General features: G+C 50.0%; 13 protein-coding genes and 1 other annotated feature. Of the genes, 11 read left to right on the forward strand and 2 right to left on the reverse strand.

The annotated features are described in order from the left end of the window. Positions 1–60 precede the first annotated feature (60 nt). On the reverse strand, positions 61–681 hold the full coding sequence (locus tag CF168_RS13145) for an L-threonylcarbamoyladenylate synthase (protein WP_089068088.1): 621 nt from the start codon (positions 679–681) through the stop codon (positions 61–63). After that, a complete protein-coding gene (gene rnm / locus CF168_RS13150; RefSeq protein ID WP_089068089.1) occupies positions 678–1,538 on the reverse strand; it encodes an RNase RNM in 861 nt (286 codons plus the stop codon). Before rnm ends, CF168_RS13145 begins: the two co-directional genes overlap by 4 nt. Before the next feature lie 210 nt (positions 1,539–1,748). Next, positions 1,749–1,856: a sequence feature (Trp leader region), on the forward strand. A gap of 51 nt (positions 1,857–1,907) precedes the next feature. Here rnm and CF168_RS13155 point away from each other — a divergent pair. The 11 genes from CF168_RS13155 (at position 1,908) to CF168_RS13205 (ending at position 14,770) form a co-directional block, all read left to right on the forward strand. Next, complete coding sequence (locus CF168_RS13155; protein ID WP_089068090.1) at positions 1,908–3,617, forward strand: anthranilate synthase component 1; 1,710 nt, start codon at positions 1,908–1,910, stop codon at positions 3,615–3,617. Positions 3,618–3,627: 10 nt separating this feature from the next. Further along, complete coding sequence (locus CF168_RS13160) at positions 3,628–4,236, forward strand: aminodeoxychorismate/anthranilate synthase component II (protein WP_089068091.1); 609 nt, start codon at positions 3,628–3,630, stop codon at positions 4,234–4,236. Continuing rightward, the gene (trpD, locus tag CF168_RS13165; protein ID WP_089068092.1) at positions 4,236–5,279 is read left to right on the forward strand and encodes an anthranilate phosphoribosyltransferase; all 1,044 of its coding nucleotides are present in this window, start codon (positions 4,236–4,238) and stop codon (positions 5,277–5,279) included. Before CF168_RS13160 ends, trpD begins: the two co-directional genes overlap by 1 nt. Positions 5,280–5,356: 77 nt before the next feature. Continuing rightward, complete coding sequence (gene trpCF / locus CF168_RS13170; RefSeq protein ID WP_240520097.1) at positions 5,357–6,766, forward strand: bifunctional indole-3-glycerol-phosphate synthase TrpC/phosphoribosylanthranilate isomerase TrpF; 1,410 nt, start codon at positions 5,357–5,359, stop codon at positions 6,764–6,766. 108 nt (positions 6,767–6,874) lie between these two features. Continuing rightward, the gene (trpB, locus tag CF168_RS13175; RefSeq protein WP_011622240.1) at positions 6,875–8,065 is read left to right on the forward strand and encodes a tryptophan synthase subunit beta; all 1,191 of its coding nucleotides are present in this window, start codon (positions 6,875–6,877) and stop codon (positions 8,063–8,065) included. Positions 8,066–8,070: 5 nt separating this feature from the next. Further along, the gene (gene trpA, locus CF168_RS13180) at positions 8,071–8,907 is read left to right on the forward strand and encodes a tryptophan synthase subunit alpha (RefSeq protein ID WP_089068094.1); all 837 of its coding nucleotides are present in this window, start codon (positions 8,071–8,073) and stop codon (positions 8,905–8,907) included. Between the two features lie 226 nt (positions 8,908–9,133). Next, a complete protein-coding gene (locus tag CF168_RS13185; RefSeq protein WP_041416795.1) occupies positions 9,134–9,559 on the forward strand; it encodes a hypothetical protein in 426 nt (141 codons plus the stop codon). Positions 9,560–9,812: 253 nt separating this feature from the next. Further along, positions 9,813–10,097 (forward strand): DUF2798 domain-containing protein, encoded by a 285-nt coding sequence (locus CF168_RS13190; RefSeq protein WP_089068095.1) that lies wholly within the window; start codon positions 9,813–9,815, stop codon positions 10,095–10,097. Between the two features lie 582 nt (positions 10,098–10,679). Beyond that, a complete protein-coding gene (locus CF168_RS13195) occupies positions 10,680–12,167 on the forward strand; it encodes a lysine N(6)-hydroxylase/L-ornithine N(5)-oxygenase family protein (RefSeq protein ID WP_089068096.1) in 1,488 nt (495 codons plus the stop codon). Beyond that, the gene (locus CF168_RS13200) at positions 12,167–12,817 is read left to right on the forward strand and encodes a GNAT family N-acetyltransferase (RefSeq protein WP_089068097.1); all 651 of its coding nucleotides are present in this window, start codon (positions 12,167–12,169) and stop codon (positions 12,815–12,817) included. Before CF168_RS13195 ends, CF168_RS13200 begins: the two co-directional genes overlap by 1 nt. A gap of 57 nt (positions 12,818–12,874) precedes the next feature. Continuing rightward, positions 12,875–14,770, forward strand: coding sequence for an IucA/IucC family protein (locus tag CF168_RS13205; protein ID WP_089068098.1), 1,896 nt, complete (start codon positions 12,875–12,877; stop codon positions 14,768–14,770). Positions 14,771–14,832: the final 62 nt, after the last annotated feature.

The following is a 14,832-nucleotide window of genomic DNA, read 5'->3' on the forward strand; positions in this document are numbered from 1 at the left end:
GCGGCGATAATACTGTCAAATGATGGTTTTATCGCCTTAATCTCTTACGGTAAATCGCGGTTAGAGAAAGGGAGTAACGTCGCCAGCGCCTTCACGCAGCACTTCGAAACCATCTTCCGACATATCGATGACTGTGGTCGGCTTTTCACCTAAATAACCGCCGTGAATAATCACATCCACTTGATGTTCTAACAGATCGCGAATGTGCTCAGGATCCGATTCAGCAAAATCACTATTTGGCATCACCAAACTGGTCGACATCAGCGGCGCATCTAACGCCTCTAGCAACGCTAAGGCAATCACATTGTCTGGCACGCGGATACCGATGGTTTTCTTCTTGTCATTTTGCAGACGACGGGGCACTTCCTTGCTCGCCTTAAAGATGAAAGTGTAAGGTCCAGGCGTGCAGCTTTTTAAGATGCGGTAAGCCTGATTATCCACCTTGGCATAGGTCGCTAACTCGGATAAGTCGCGGCACATTAACGAGAAATTATGATCATGCTCGATTTGACGAATGCGGGTAATGCGCGTCATTGCGTCTTTCTCGCCAATCATACAACCGAGGGCATAGCCCGAATCGGTTGGATATACAATCACACCGCCGGACTTAAGCACAGCCACGGCTTGACTGATCAGGCGTACCTGTGGATTTACTTCGTGTACATAAAAAAACTGACTCATGGTCGTTCCACCCAAGATCCCGACTGCCAGACCCAATCAATACCTTGGGGCTGGTAGAGATTTTTACCTAGTTCAATCCAATTGCTTGGAAAGTGAAAATCACTCCCTATCGATGCAAGCAACTGATTTTGGACACTCAGCGCCACTAAATTGGCCCTGTCATCCACCGTTTGTTGGCCGAGCACCACTTCCATGGCATCCCCGCCGGCTTCTTTAAATTCTCGCACTAAACGCTTTAACCATTTGGCCGACAGCTTATAACCGCTCGGATGGGCCAATACCGCGAGGCCGCCCGCCTTGTGGATCACCTCAATTGCGCTGGCCATATCGCCCCAATTGTTGGGTACATAGCCAGTTTTACCGCGAGCTAAATAGCGTTTGAACACACTTGGCATATCCACCGCATGGCCATTATCGGCAAGCCAGCGAGCATAGTGACCACGGCTTAAGGCAGCGCCTGCGGCGAGTTTTTTAGCTCCCTCATAGGCGCCTTCAATCCCCGCTTTAGCTAAGCGATGGCCGATTTCTTCGGCGCGCTGCTCACGCAACTCTCGCTGATGCGCTAAAAAACGTAATAACTCGGCATGGGTCTCATCAAAGTTGAGCGCCACAATGTGAATATCGTAACTATTCCAGCGGGTTGAAATCTCAACCCCAGAAATCAGTTTTAAGGGTTCGGCCTGCGCTTGATTAAAGGCACGGGCTTCACTTAAGCCTGCAACCGTATCGTGATCGGTAATTGCAAATAACTGCACGCCCTTTTCAAGGGCTCTGGCGACCAGCTCGGACGGCGTGAGATGACCGTCGGATGCGGTCGTGTGGCTGTGCAAGTCAGCCAATATGCTTTGAGTATTCATGCCGTTATTGTACGTGAATTTAAGATGAAATGTGCATTTATCTCACACTTTATCGAGCAGGAATGGCATTCGGTACAGTGATTTAGCGACGTTAATCCATCATTTTGAAAAATATTCAATTGACTTTCGCCTCAGGCTCATGTTTTCTATAGCTCAACTAACGAATTATTGAGACCCTTTTGAATGACTCAGATTAACGCTTCTTTCAACATCATTTGGTGGTGGCACTTCCCAACTTAGCGGGTGGTGTGAAGCTCTGTGCTCATTTGAAAGTAACAGAACCAACAAAAAAGCCCGCAGAAATGCGGGCTTTTTTGTTGGTGCGAAAAATGTCTGCAACGCGGTAAACGGATAAAAAGCGAGATAAGCATGACCCTAAAGACATTTAATCAGGTTACCCAAGTTGATGGCGAAAATGTTGCCTCGTCTCAACAGACATTCGCACGTTCACATACGCTCAAGGCGACGCTGGCATACCATAGCGACCCACTGCGTCTGTACCAGCACATCACTCAAGATGCGCCCCATACCATGTTGTTAGAATCGGCGGAAATCGACAGCAAGGAAAATCTTAAGAGCATGGTGATGACCCATGCGGCGCTGATGATCCGCTGCGACGGTTATCGTTTACGCTTTAGCGCACTGAGCGACAATGGCATCAGTTTACTCGTCCCCATCGAGCAATTTTTTACTGCTCGCGCAAGCCAAACTCAATGTCAACTCGATGGCAACAACCTAGTGGTCACGCTACAAAAAGATACTGAGCTTAAGGATGAGGATGCGCGCTTAAAATCCACCTCGCCCCTCGATGGTTTACGCTTGTTTGTAAAGCATATCGACTGCGGCGCTCATACTGATAGCCAATCCAAGCCAGCATTCGAAGACTTATTTTTAGGTGGCGTGCTCTCCTACGATTTGATTGATACCGTCGAGCCACTGCCTGAAGCACCAAATGGTGCAAATGATTGTCCTGATTATTTATTTTATCTCGCCGAAACCTTAATTCTTATCGATCACAAACAAAAGCAAGCCGAGATCATCACCCACAACTTCAGTGAAGGTTCAGCAAAACAGGTTGAAGTGACCCAAGCCTTAGCCGAGCGAGCAGAGAATATCCGCGCCCAATGTGAAGCCTTAGTTAAGAGTGCAATGCCTGCGCCCGCCCTCATTGGCATAACGGCCAAAGAGCAAGTGAATGTCAGTGATGAGGACTTCAAGCAAACCGTTATCGATTTAAAAGAACACATTATTGCTGGCGACATCTTCCAAGTCGTGCCTTCACGTAACTTTAGCCTGCCCTGCCCCAATACCTTGGGAGCTTACCGCGCACTGCGTTTAACCAACCCCAGCCCCTATATGTTTTATTTCAGGGGCCATGACTTCACCCTGTTTGGCGCCTCGCCCGAGAGCGCGCTGAAATATGAAGCCAGCAATAATCAGGTCGAAGTCTACCCGATTGCAGGCACCCGTAAGCGCGGCAAAACCGCCAGTGGCGAGATCGATTTCGACCTCGATAGCCGTATCGAACTCGAATTGCGTTTGGATAAAAAAGAGCTCTCCGAACATTTAATGTTGGTCGATTTAGCCCGTAACGATATCGCCCGTATCAGCCAAAGTGGCAGCCGCAAAGTGGCCGAGTTACTTAAAGTCGACCGTTATTCCCACGTGATGCACTTAGTCAGCCGCGTCACAGGTCAACTACGCCAAGACTTAGATGCGCTCCACGCCTACCAAGCCTGTATGAATATGGGCACGCTAGTTGGCGCCCCGAAAGTGCGCGCCTCGCAATTGGTGCGTCAAGCAGAAAAGACCCGCCGCGGCAGCTACGGCGGCGCCGTGGGTTACCTCAACGCCCTTGGGGATATGGACACCTGTATCGTTATCCGCTCCGCCTTTGTGAAAAACGGCGTGGCCCATATCCAAGCGGGTGCTGGCGTGGTGTTTGACTCCGATCCCCAGAGTGAAGCCGATGAAACCCGCCAAAAGGCGCAGGCAGTGATTTCGGCCATCAAGATGGGCGCTGGCTTGGATGACAGCCATCAAGCGACAACGACCACTACGACTGAACAACAAAGATAAGGAGCCCAAGATGAAACTCTATTTACTCGATAACTTCGACTCCTTTACCTACAACTTAGTCGACCAATTTAGAAGCCTTGGCTGTGAAGTGGTGATCTACCGTAACGATGTTGCCGCCGACTATATTGCCGACAAGCTGTTAGCGGAAACCGAGCCTAGCGCCTTAGTCCTATCACCAGGCCCAGGTGCGCCCCATGAAGCGGGCTCCATGATGGCGCTCATCGACAAAGTCGCGGGCAAAGTGCCTATGCTGGGGATTTGTCTGGGCCATCAAGCCATGGTGGAATATTACGGTGGTAAAGTGGAGCGCGCGCCTTTTGTGGTGCACGGTAAAGCCAGTCCCACCTTCCATAATGGTACAGGTGTGTTTGCTAACTTGCCTTCGCCCTTACCTGTCGCACGTTATCACAGCTTAGTCGCCACAAAAGTACCTGATTGTCTTGAAGTGATTGCCACCACAGAAGAAATGCCAATGGCGATTTTACACGCCGAGCACAGGGCGGTCGGTTTTCAGTTTCACCCAGAATCCATCTTAACCACCTTGGGCAGCACCTTGTTAACCCAAACCCTATGCTTTTTGACTCAAGACATCGCCCACAATACCGCAGGAGCCCAATAATGAGCGCAACATCGATTCAGCCCCTGCTCGATATCTTGTTTCAGGGTAAGGCATTAACGCGCGAGCAAACCGCCAGCCTCTTTAGCACCCTTATCCAAGGTGAAATGAATGAAGCCGTGATGGCGGGCATGTTAATGGCCCTTAAAATTCGCGGTGAAACCATTGCAGAAATCAGTGGCGCCGCCGATGCGATGCGCGCCGCCGCTAAGCCATTCCCCTACCCAGCCTCAAGCCGTAGCCAAGGGATTATCGATATCGTCGGCACGGGTGGCGATGGTTTTAATACCATCAATATTTCCACCACTGCTGCCTTTGTCGCCGCAGCCGCTGGCGCCAAGGTTGCAAAACACGGTAATCGCTCCGTCTCGAGCAAATCGGGATCTTCAGATTTACTCGCTCAATTTGGCATCGATTTAACCATGTCACCTGAGCTGGCGAGCCGCTGCCTCGAATCACTCAATCTGTGTTTCCTGTTTGCGCCCCACTACCATGGCGGTGTCAAACATGCGGTGCCTGTGCGCCAAGCGCTGAAAACTCGCACCTTATTCAATGTGTTAGGGCCATTAATTAACCCAGCGCGCCCAGAATTTATGTTGCTTGGGGTCTATAGCCCAGAGCTGGTGACGCCCATCGCCCGCGTACTGCAAGCCCTCGGCACCCAAAGAGCCATGGTGGTGCACGGCAGTGGTTTAGATGAAGTGGCGCTCCATGGCAGCACCCAAGTCGCCGAACTCAAAGACGGTGAGATTATTGAATATCAATTAACGCCGGCGGATTTTGGTGTGCCTCAGGCCCAAATGAGTGAGCTTGAAGGGGGCGAGCCTGCACAAAACGCCAAAATCACGCAATCTATTTTGCAAGGACAAGGCAGCGATGCCCACACCCATGCGGTTGCCATCAATGCAGGTTGTGCCTTATATCTGTGTGGCCTATCGGACTCAGTCAAAGCCGGCACCGCCCTTGCGCTCAATACCATAAAAAGCGGCAAAGCCTTTGAATTACTGAATCAACTCGCTAAAGTCAGCAGCGAAGCACAGGAATAATGACCATGGTACAGGTTCAACAACCCGACGCGCATCGCTCGGAAGATAATCAAGCATCGCAGGATGTAAGGGGTAGCATGCAAACCAGCACCGCAAAAGCCAACGTTTTAACCCGTATCGTCGATACTAAGGCCGCCCATATCGCCGCCCTTAAGTTGCGTTTTCCTGAAGACAGCTTAACCCCCAAGATTTCGGATCGTAGTTTATTTGCCGCCTTAAAAGCCCCGAAGGCGGGTTATATTCTAGAGTGCAAAAAAGCCAGTCCATCCAAAGGCTTAATCCGTAAAGACTTTGATGTCGAAGCCATCGCTTCTATTTATACCCAATATGCCGCGGGGATTTCGGTATTAACCGATGAGCAATTTTTCCAAGGGGACATGGACTATATCCCAAAAGTGCGAGCCAAAGTGAGCCAACCGATTCTGTGTAAAGACTTTTTTGTAGATGAGTATCAAATCAAATTAGCGGCTCATCAGGGCGCCGATGCGATTCTGTTGATGCTTTCTGTGCTCGATGATGAGCGATATCAGCAACTTGCCAGCGAGGCGGCCAAGTACCAACTCGATGTGCTGACCGAAGTCAGCAACGAGGAAGAACTGAAACGCGCCATCGTCTTAAATGCACCTATTATTGGCATTAATAACCGCAACTTACGAGATTTAAGTACCGATTTAGCCACCACAGAAGCCCTTGCGCCGCACATCGGCAGCGATCGCGTGGTGATCAGCGAATCGGGCATTTACACTAACGAGCAAGTGCGCCGCTTAAGCCCGTTAGTCGATGGTTTCTTGGTTGGTAGCTCGATTATGGCCGAAGAAGACATTGATTTAGCCTGCCGTAAATTGATCTTCGGTCACAATAAAGTCTGCGGCCTCACGCGCCTTGAAGATATTCAAGCGGCGGCCACTGCTGGCGCCGTGTATGCTGGGCTGATTTTTGCTGAAAAATCGCCACGTGCGCTCACCAAAGATGCCGCCAAACAGTTAATACAACAATACCGCGCCGCTAATTTGCCCGCCATTGAGTTTGTCGGGGTGTTTGTTAATAGCACGCCTGAGTTCATGGCGAGTATTGCCCAAGAATGTGGTTTAGCCGCGCTGCAACTGCACGGCAGCGAAACTGAGTTGGAAATTGCCGAGCTAAGCCAATTGCTGCAACAGGCCGGACTGAACACCCAAATTTGGAAGGCGGTCAGTGTCGATGCTCAAAGCAGCGAACTTGCTGCTATGCCAAGAGGGGTGCAGCGTTATCTTTTTGATAGCAAGAATGACGCAGGTTTTGGTGGCACAGGGCAAGCCTTTGATTGGCAACTCCCCATTGCCCATAAAGCCGAGGCCATGCTCGCGGGCGGCCTCAATGCTGACAATGCTGCCCGTGCCAATGCCCAAGGATTTTACGGTTTAGATTTTAACTCTGGCCTCGAAACGGCTCCTGGTATTAAGTCGGCAGAAAAAATCCAAGCGGCATTTAGTCAATTACGACTCTAGACCCACTTTTATAAAAACCTGTGCAAAGTACAGGCTAGCAAGAATTGAAACTCGATGGCGTTAACCTAAACCGTCATCGAAACAAATGAATAGGATAAGGAACAAGGTATGTCACAGTTAAAGCTTAACCCTTATTTCGGCGAATACGGCGGTATGTATGTGCCGCAGATTTTAGTCCCCGCCCTCAAGCAACTCGAAAACGCTTTTGTCGAAGCACAGGCCGATGAATCCTTTCAAGCCGAGTTTACCGACCTGCTGAAAAACTACGCGGGCCGCCCAACGGCACTGACCTTAACCCGCAATTTAAGTCCTAACCCTATGGTGAAAATCTACCTCAAGCGGGAAGATTTACTCCACGGCGGCGCCCATAAAACCAACCAAGTATTAGGCCAAGCATTACTGGCTAAACGCATGGGTAAAAAAGAAATTATTGCCGAAACCGGCGCTGGCCAGCACGGTGTTGCCACCGCCCTTGCCTGTGCGCTGCTGGGATTAAAATGCAAAGTGTATATGGGCGCGAAAGACGTTGCCCGCCAATCACCTAACGTATTTAGAATGCGTTTGATGGGCGCAGAAGTCATTCCTGTCACCTCAGGTTCGGCCACCTTAAAAGATGCCTGTAACGAGGCTATGCGCGACTGGTCTGGCAGCTACGAAAAAGCCCACTATCTCTTAGGTACAGCCGCAGGGCCGCATCCCTTCCCGACCATAGTGCGTGAGTTCCAACGTATGATCGGCGAAGAAACCAAGAAACAAATGCTGGAGCGCGAAGGTCGTCTGCCCGATGCGGTGATCGCCTGTGTCGGCGGAGGCTCTAATGCCATTGGTATGTTTGCAGACTTTATTGATGAAACCAGTGTCGAGCTGATTGGGGTCGAACCCGCCGGTAAAGGCATCGATACCCATATGCACGGCGCGCCACTCAAACATGGCAAAACCGGGATTTTCTTTGGTATGAAGGCGCCCTTGATGCAGGACAGTGAAGGCCAAATCGAAGAGTCCTATTCGATTTCGGCGGGTCTTGACTTCCCATCCGTCGGCCCACAACACGCCCATTTGAACGCGATTGGCCGTGCGCGCTACGAATCGGCCACCGATGATGAAGCCCTAGAAGCTTTCCAACTATTGGCTCGCAGCGAAGGGATTATCCCCGCGCTCGAATCGGCCCACGCCCTCGCTTACGCCCTGCGCCTAGCGAAAGAGTGCACCAAAGAGACCATTTTGGTCGTTAACCTCTCGGGCCGAGGCGATAAGGATATTTTCACTGTGTCAGACATTTTAAATGGTAAAGAGGAATAACTAAGATGAGCAGCATTTCAAATCAAACTATCCCTCATCAAGTTGGCCGTTATCACGCCGCTTTTAGCCGTTTAAAAACCGAAGGCCGCGGCGCCTTTGTGCCCTTTGTTACTTTGGGCGATCCTAGTCCTGAGCTGTCACTGAAAATTATCGACACCTTAGTGCAAAATGGTGCGGATGCACTGGAATTAGGTTTTCCCTTCTCCGATCCGCTGGCAGACGGCCCTGTTATCCAAGGCGCTAACCTCAGAGCCCTCGCCGCAGGTACGACGCCCACACAGTGCTTCAACTTATTAGCGCAAATTCGCGCTAAATACCCAGAGCTGCCAATTGGGTTATTGCTGTACGCGAACCTCGTATTCGCCAATGGCATCGATGCTTTTTATGCCAAAGCGCAGCAAGCGGGCGTGGACTCAGTGCTTATCGCCGATGTGCCAGTGGAAGAAGCTGCGCCATTTATTCAAGCCGCTAAGGCCCACGGTATCGCGCCGATTTTTATCGCGCCGCCCAATGCCAATAGCGAAACCCTTGAAAAAGTGAGCAAAAGTGGCGAAGGCTATACCTATCTGTTGTCCCGCGCCGGTGTAACAGGCACAGACACTAAGGCAGGCACACCCATTGAAGAAATTTTAGCTAAGCTGCAAACATTTAATGCGCCGCCACCGCTATTAGGTTTTGGGATTGCCGAGCCGGCTCAAGTGAGCGCCGCCATTCAAGCGGGCGCCGCGGGTGCAATTTCTGGCTCGGCCGTGGTTAAAATTATCGAAGCTCATCAACAGGATGAAGCTAAACTGCTGTCCACCTTGGGCGAATTTACCCGCGCAATGAAAGCGGCAACCTAATCGCCTCATCGGAGTGATACAATCATTCAGGGCCAAATCTGCGGATTTGGCCTTTTTTATGGTATTAAGTACCACGGCAAAAACTATGTCGAGCAGAGAACCAACTGCATCTTAAAACTGTCAAACCCAAGGCTTATATTGGGCGCTGAGTCTCATGTCTTAGCGAAAGAGATGTTAATATAACGCCGGTAACATCGGCAGTTTTGTTATGGTAAATGGACTTTTTATGCAGTATCAAATTTATATTCTCGACGTCACGCCTTGGGGCTGTGGTTTTCAAGGTGAAGTCGCCGCCCAATGTGATAATGGCGCCCCAGTATGGTTTTATTATCAGGGTAGCGATCAACAGGCTAAGCAACGTTTTCCGGTGAATCAGTGGGTTAAGGTTGAACTCTTCGGCCGCTTAGCCAAGGCAAACCTACAGACCGACATCATTGAACACCGCCAGAGTCTGCAATTCCCTAAACATAATTGTCACTTTGAGGCATCTGGGCAAATCGTTGAGATCACCCAAACGCCCGATGATACTGTGTATTTACTGCAATCGAGCCTTCCCCTGCCCTTTGACAACGAACTGGGCACCTCTCCAATTTCCCGTGGTCATTGGGTTAATGTCACCGGGGAATTATGGGTGACTAACTGGCAAGATTAAGGCTGGACTCAATATTCACGCAGTGCTCGCGTTTTCAGCGCAGACTTTCCAGAGCAATAACCAGACACTCAATCGAGGCTAAGGGCAAATGGCTTTTAGGGGATTTTGCCCCTAAAATGGCGAACCGATTGTGCTTAAGGTTGATAAGCTCAATGCCTTCGGCGCAATCCCTAACGTCTTTCGCCAAAAAATGCTTTCGCCTAATCTGCTGACCTAAGCAGCTTTTGCAAAAGCGACACCTATTGAGGTTTTAATGTCTAGCGTAAACTCAGTCCCGACTCCCAAGCCCCGCACGATTTTTGGTACGCCTAAGCTACCCGCTAAATACGCTACGGTTGTGATGCCATTTTTTCTTTCAATTTTAATGAGCTGCATAGTATCAGGGATCAGTACCTTCAACGGTGTCGGTGCATCGGCGCAATTTGTTGAGCTTTGGCTGAGTGCGTGGGGGATTTCATGGACAGTGGCCTTCCCAACCCTACTGATGGTATTACCCTTAGTGCGAAAGTTAACCGCCGCGTTTGTGCAATTACCTTAAACTCACCTCCGTGTTTAATGCCGCTAAAGCCATTTTCCCAAATGGCTTTTATGACGCCCTCCTCCGCGTTGCCCTAAATTCCGCCTAATAACCCAGTCAATGACTCGGATTTACAGTCGATTTACACTCAAGATTGACTCACACTTTCGTTGCTTAAGACTGCGTTCCACAATGCTGGCAGCCCGAAATAAATCCGACGTTAACTTAACTGTAATCCACTGTTTTTGTTTTTAATATTTCTTAAAAGACATTCTTAAAGAAGTGTTTTAGTCATTTTATGCTATAGCAGCTCCCTTGCTGACAAACCGTATTTCAGCCCTTTATTTCCCAGTCAAAAGTACGACACCTCCGACAACCCTCAAATGAGAATGGTTTGCATTTGTAATTTTTCGAATGCTAATTTATTCGCCGTTGCGCTGATGCACTCATCCTCAGCTTATGCGCAACACATGGAACCGAACCTGATCCGCAAGATAAGGGAATGACTCACTCGGCTGAGATAGAGAGAACACTCCAACTTGCCCATCAGCCGATGATGACAACCACGGTTTCGGTTGGCAGCTGAAACTTAAGGAGGCGTAAGTGACTACCCCAAAAAAGGAAAACGATCGCAGGATTTTCGATCTACTCGGTATCGGCATAGGTCCGTTCAATCTCGGATTGGCCGCCTTGAGTGAACCTATCGATGGCTTTAGCTGTTTGTTTTTAGATGCCAAAACCGAGTTTGATTGGCATCCAGGCATGCTGCTCAGCGCCTCTCGGCTGCAAACACCGTTTATGTCCGACTTAGTGACCATGGCCGATCCCACCAGTCGCTATAGTTACCTCAATTTTGCCAAGCAAACTGGCAGACTGTATCCCTTTTATATCCGCGAAAACTTTTTCCTGCCACGGAATGAGTATAACCAGTATTGTCAATGGGTTAGCAAAAAACTCTCCAATCTGAGATTCGGTTTTAAGGTCACCCAACTAGATTACAACGCCGGTGAAGGTATCTACCATGTTACGGGTGTAGATAGACGCAGCGGCCAGCCCAAAACCTATTTGTGCCGCAAACTGGTGCTCGGCACGGGCACCACGCCCTATGTGCCAGACAATTGCCCGCTACACGATCCCCGTGTGATGCATAGCGCCAGTTATATGCAGCAAAAAACCTACCTGCAGAGCCAAAGCGCCATTACCGTGATCGGCAGTGGTCAAAGCGCCGCGGAAATCTTTTACGATCTCCTACAAGATATTGATACTTATGGTTATCAATTAAATTGGATGACCCGCTCGCCACGCTTTTATCCGCTGGAATACACCAAACTCACCCTAGAAATGACTTCGCCAGATTATGTGGATTACTTCCACGAATTGACGCCAGAAAAACGCAGTCGCCTGATTGCGAATCAAAAATCTCTCTACAAGGGGATCAATGCCGAGTTAATCAACGATATTTATGACCTGCTTTACCAAAAGCGTTTAGTCAGCGATATCCAATGCCAACTGCTGACCAACGTGGCACTTGATAAGATAGAGACCTCGGGCAACAAGCTAACGCTCAAGTTCAACCACCTCGAACAGGAATATGCCCTCGAGCAACAGACGGGCGCCGTCGTCTTAGGCACTGGCTATCAATATCGTTTACCCGAATTTATTCAAGGTATTAAATCACAAATTGAATTTGATGATCGCGGCCAACTCGCCATTCAACGGGATTATGGCATCGATGTCAGGGGCGATATTTTTATCCAAAATGCGGGTCTGCATACCCATGGTATCAGCTCACCGGATCTGGGCATGGGCTGCTATCGCAATGCGACGATTCTGCAAGCAGTTTTAGGTTACGCGCCCTATTCGATTGAAGACAGTATCGCCTTCCAAACCTTCGATCCAACCAAGATCCGCGCACGGCAAAACCAGCCCACGAGCACCTATTCGGCAACAAAAGCCATACCAAGCAAGCCTGTATCTTCGGCGGCGCAACCTACACAAAATAGTAATTGTGAGCCACAGGCCGCAATGCGGATAAGTCCTTCGGGCGGCAGTGTGTCGGTATTGATGGCACCAAACAAGGAGGCGCAGTAATGGCCAGCCAATGGAGTCGCCACTGTGCGGTCTCACTCTCAAAACCCATTGTGATTGATGAGTTTGTGTTTAAACCACTCAATATCCCGCAACACCTTTTTATGTTGCAGAGCTGGTTTAATCAAGACTATGCCCGCTTTTGGGGGATGCAGGGGATGAGTCTCGATGCACTTGCTCAGGCGATGGCGCCGAGCGAGCACAAGCTCGCGCTAATCGGCGAATGGCAAGCCAAACCGCTGTTTATGGTGGAGTTATACGATCCCGCCCACGATGAAGTGGGTGAGCATTATGCTGTGGAGCGCCTCGATTGCGGTATGCACCTCATCCTCGCGCCGCTTGAGGGCAAGCCTGTTCATGGTTTGTCTGGCCAAGTGATGCAGGCTATTGCCGAGCTTATTCTCGACACACTCGCCTTTGAACGAATGGTGGTCGAGCCGGATCAGCAAAACCACAAAATCCACCGCTTAAATAGCCAAATTGGGATCCGCTACCAAAAAGCCATTCAACTGCGCAGCAAAGCCGCATTCCTCGGTTTTTGTAGCGCCGAGAGTCGCCAATTAGCGCAAAAGACCAGCACACTTTTTATGCAGCACACTGCACCCCTAGCGACTAAAGCAACTCATGCAGCACACTGCACCCCTAGCGACTAAAGCAACTCATGCGACCCACGCAACCGCTGTTAACCCTATCATTTTGCAGGTAAACCGATGAACTTAGCCACTAACCGCGCATTACTCAAGCCATTCACTCAAGCCGAATTCCCCACGCTGGAGGCCGCTGCCCACCCGCACGTCCCCGCCCACTTAATGCCGGAATATTGGCAGGCGGCCAATCGCCATTTAGTGAAGAAAATCCTCTGCGAATTTACCCATGAGAAGATCATCACCCCACAGATATACCGCCAAGCGGCAGGTGTCAATCACTATGAACTGAGGCTCAAAGACTGCACCTATTACTTCAGTGCGCGCCATTATCAGCTCGACCACCTTGAGATAGAAAGCGGGTCGATTCGAGTCAGCAGCGCGGGCCAAGACAAGCTACTCGATGCCATGAGTTTGATTATCCAACTGAAAGATGCCTTAGGTATGAGTGAAACCCTGCTGCCCACTTACCTTGAGGAAATCACTAGCACCCTCTACAGCAAGGCCTACAAGTTGGCCCATCAAGCTATCCCCGCCGCAACGCTCGCTAAGGCCGATTATCAAACTATTGAGGCGGGCATGACCGAGGGGCATCCAGTGTTTATCGCCAATAATGGCCGTATTGGTTTTGATATGCAGGACTATTACCAATTTGCCCCCGAGAGTGCCTGCGCGCTTCGGCTAGTGTGGATTGCGGTGCGTAAGGACAAAACCACCTTCTCCGCCCTCGAAGGATTAGACCATGATAACTTGTTAAAACAGGAGCTTGGCGAACAGTTCACCGAGTTTCAACAACACTTAAGCGCACAGGGGCAAACGGCCGATAGCTTTTATTTTATGCCCGTTCATCCTTGGCAGTGGCGCGAAAAAATTGCCCGCACCTTTGCCGGCGAAATCGCCCGTGGCGACATCATTTATCTCGGCGAAAGCCAAGATTGCTATCAAGTTCAACAATCGATCCGCACCTTCTTTAACTTAAGCGCGCCGCAAAAATGCTACGTCAAAACCGCGCTTTCTATCTTAAACATGGGCTTTATGCGTGGGCTTTCGCCGCTGTATATGAGCTGCACCCCGCAGATCAACGCTTGGGTGGCCGACCTTATCGAAAGCGACAGCTATTTTGCCGAACAAGGTTTTGTGATCCTAAAAGAAATTGCCGCGATTGGTTATCACCACAGGTATTACGAAGAGGCACTTACCCAAGATAGCGCCTATAAGAAAATGCTGTCGGCGCTGTGGCGCGAGAGTCCGCTGCCGCATATTGAGCCGCAGCAAACCTTGATGACCATGGCGGCGTTATTACACGTCGATCATCAGGAGCAAGCCCAGCTTGCCGCCTTAATCACGCACTCGGGCTTAAGCGCCAAGGAGTGGGTCAAGCGCTATCTCAACCTCTACTTATCGCCATTACTGCACGCCTTCTTTGCCTACGATCTGGTGTTTATGCCCCATGGCGAGAACCTGATTTTGGTGCTCGATGCTGGCATCCCGGTCAAAATATTGATGAAGGATATCGGCGAAGAAGTCGCAGTCCTCAATGGCAACGAGCCACTGCCGCAAGAAGTGCAGCGCCTTGCGGTCGAGCTTGAAGAAGAGATGAAGCTTAACTATATCTTTCTCGATATTTTTGACTGTATTTTCCGTTATTTAGCGCCAATTCTGGATAAGCACACCGAGGTCAGCGAAGCGCTGTTTTGGGCGCTTGTGGCAGACAATGTGCGCGACTATCAAGCGCAGCATCCGCACTTGGCAGACAAATTTGCACGATACGATCTCTTTAAAGACAGCTTCGTTCGCACTTGCCTGAATCGCATTCAGCTCAACAACAACCAGCAGATGATTGACCTTGCCGACAGGGAAAAAAATCTGCGGTTTGCGGGCGGAATTGATAATCCGCTGGCCGCCTTTAGGCAAAGCCATGCATTTGGCTCAGTAAATCAGAAGCTTAAACCAAAATCCTAAATCACTTTTAACCTTGAGTGGGCCTTACGCCCACTCTGGGCACGCGTCTGTGCCCAAAAACA

It is taken from the genome of Shewanella bicestrii (genome assembly GCF_002216875.1).
Taxonomy (GTDB): domain Bacteria; phylum Pseudomonadota; class Gammaproteobacteria; order Enterobacterales; family Shewanellaceae; genus Shewanella; species Shewanella seohaensis.

Coding starts and splice junctions, on each gene's coding strand:
- rnm (WP_089068089.1), bottom strand. CDS start 1,538: ATGAATACTCAAAGCATATTGGCTGACTTGCACAGCCACACGACCGCA.
- CF168_RS13200 (WP_089068097.1), top strand. CDS start 12,167: ATGGCCAGCCAATGGAGTCGCCACTGTGCGGTCTCACTCTCAAAACCC.
- trpB (WP_011622240.1), top strand. CDS start 6,875: ATGTCACAGTTAAAGCTTAACCCTTATTTCGGCGAATACGGCGGTATG.
- CF168_RS13185 (WP_041416795.1), top strand. CDS start 9,134: ATGCAGTATCAAATTTATATTCTCGACGTCACGCCTTGGGGCTGTGGT.
- CF168_RS13155 (WP_089068090.1), top strand. CDS start 1,908: ATGACCCTAAAGACATTTAATCAGGTTACCCAAGTTGATGGCGAAAAT.
- CF168_RS13160 (WP_089068091.1), top strand. CDS start 3,628: ATGAAACTCTATTTACTCGATAACTTCGACTCCTTTACCTACAACTTA.
- CF168_RS13205 (WP_089068098.1), top strand. CDS start 12,875: ATGAACTTAGCCACTAACCGCGCATTACTCAAGCCATTCACTCAAGCC.
- CF168_RS13145 (WP_089068088.1), bottom strand. CDS start 681: ATGAGTCAGTTTTTTTATGTACACGAAGTAAATCCACAGGTACGCCTG.
- trpD (WP_089068092.1), top strand. CDS start 4,236: ATGAGCGCAACATCGATTCAGCCCCTGCTCGATATCTTGTTTCAGGGT.
- CF168_RS13190 (WP_089068095.1), top strand. CDS start 9,813: ATGTCTAGCGTAAACTCAGTCCCGACTCCCAAGCCCCGCACGATTTTT.
- trpCF (WP_240520097.1), top strand. CDS start 5,357: ATGCAAACCAGCACCGCAAAAGCCAACGTTTTAACCCGTATCGTCGAT.
- trpA (WP_089068094.1), top strand. CDS start 8,071: ATGAGCAGCATTTCAAATCAAACTATCCCTCATCAAGTTGGCCGTTAT.